Origin of the sequence: Burkholderia sp. BCC1977 (assembly GCF_905339595.1) — a bacterium.
In the GTDB taxonomy this organism is placed as follows: Bacteria; Pseudomonadota; Gammaproteobacteria; order Burkholderiales; family Burkholderiaceae; genus Burkholderia.
Genome location: NZ_CAJPGQ010000117.1, coordinates 1 through 1,950, shown reverse-complemented (window position 1 = coordinate 1,950; position 1,950 = coordinate 1). Strand labels below are relative to the sequence as shown.

General features: G+C 59.8%; 1 protein-coding gene and 1 pseudogene. Both read right to left on the bottom strand.

The features are described 5' to 3' along the window. Positions 1 to 32 precede the first annotated feature (32 nt). Positions 33 to 629 (bottom strand): plasmid pRiA4b ORF-3 family protein, encoded by a 597-nt coding sequence (locus U5771_RS34940; RefSeq protein ID WP_322028149.1) that lies wholly within the window; start codon positions 627 to 629, stop codon positions 33 to 35. A 38-nt stretch (positions 630 to 667) separates the two neighbouring features. Further along, positions 668 to 1,921: pseudogene (gene tnpC, locus U5771_RS34935) on the bottom strand (IS66 family transposase); the annotation flags it as partial. Between the last annotated feature and the right edge of the window lie 29 nt (positions 1,922 to 1,950).

Genomic DNA, 1,950 nt, shown 5'->3' with positions numbered 1-1,950 from the left:
GTAAGCGTGTCACCAGTACCGTAGTGACGGCGTTATCGATTGCCCCATCGGTTGGCCGTGAGGCGCATCAACGCTGAGTTGGCAGCACGCAGATCGAATCGCTCAAGATCGAACCCTGGACCAACCCACTGGCGATAGTGTTCCGCCTCCTCGCTGTCAGGTCTGTCGCGCAGCGTGCTTAGGAACATCTCGTACCCTGGTGCGCCGCCCACATCTTCCGGCGGACAGGCGCGAGCACCATCGATAATCTTGGACTCGCCCCACGACTCGCCTTCAACTGTTTCGACGCTTTCGACTACGATCTGGTGATCCCAGCCGTCACCGAAGTCGTATCGATAGATGATGCGTGAGTCAGGTCGCAGGACTTTGTTCAGCTTGGTTTTCCGGTCGTCGAATGTCGTCGACCGATCCATGAACTCCAGTGCCGCATCGACATCGAACATGGCGTAGGTTTTGCCGTCGATCAGGAAGTCGTGCATGTGGGTGCTTTCCCATCCGGAGGCCGCCTGCAGAATGTGGTGCAGTTTGCGTAGCGAGTCGGGACCCTCGACGGTAACCCGGCGCCAGATCGGCGGCTGGATATATAGCAGTTGCACGTGCAGGGTATAGCGCTGGAATGATTTTGCCATCTGATCTCCGCAGTCTGAGCATCAGTGGCATTATCCCTTCACTGCACGGGGATGGTCACCACCCAAGGCAACAGTTCATCGATCCGGTTGATCGGGTGATCTGCAATACGCCCAAGCACATGGCGCAGATAGGCCTCCAGATCGACGTTATTGAGTTTGCACGTGCCGATCAGACTGTAAATCGCGGCAGCACGTTCGCCGCCCGAGTCCGCGCCAGCGAACAGGTAATTGCTCCGGCCGATGGCCACACCACGCAGCGCTCGCTCGACAGGCAGATTGTCGATTTCCAATTGCCCGTCGTCGCAGTAGCGTGTCAACGCTTCCCATCGGTTCAGGGCATAGAGAATGGCCTGACTCGTATCGGATTTGCGTGAGAGCGTTGCCAGCGTAGCGCTCAGCCACGCATGGAACTGATCGAGTAGCGGTTTGGCGTGCGTACTTCGTTGTTCTTGTCGTTCGTCGGGCAGTTTTCCCTGGATCGCTTCCTCGATCCGGTAGAGCGCGCCGATGCGTTCCAGTGCCTCCTTGTTCAGGGCGTTGGGCCGTGCCGCATACAGATCGTAGAACCTGCGCCGAGCATGTGCCCAGCAAGCAGCCTCAAGCACATCACCGGTCTCGTAGATTTTCTGGTATCCACCATAGGCGTCGGCCTGGAGCGTTCCTTTGAACTTGGCCAGATGCTGTTGCGGATGCTCGCCCTTACGATCCGGGGTATAGGCGAACCAGACGGCCGGTGGCGTCTTGTCGCCCGAGTTCCGATCATCGCGCACATAGACCCACAGTCGCGCAGTTTTCGTCTTACCATTGCCCGGCGCGAGCACAGGAACCGGTGTGTCGTCGGCGTGCAATTTCGTGGCCGCCATCACATGCAGACGCAGCGCATCGACCAGCGGTTGCAGTAACTTGGCGCTTTGCCCCACCCATTTCGCCAGCAGCGAGCGATCCAGTTCCACGCCTTCTCGGGCGTAGATCGCCGACTGGCGGTACAACGGCAGGTGATCGCTGAACTTTGCTACGAGCACGTGCGCGAGCAGGCCAGGGCCGGCCAGACCACGCTCAATCGGGCGACTGGGCGCCGATGCCTGGGCGATCTGATCACAGCAGGTGCACGCCAGTTTCGGCCGGACATGGCGAATTACGCGGAAGCTCGCCGGCACGTATTCCAGTTGCTCGGACACGTCTTCGCCGAGCAGCTTCATCGTGCCACCGCACGCCGTGCAGGTTTCGCCGGACTCGGGCAGGTACGTCTGCATTTCGCGAGGCAGATGTTCCGGCAGCGGTTTGCGCTGTATCTGTTCCGGCGCCGTGTGTCAGCGTCGGA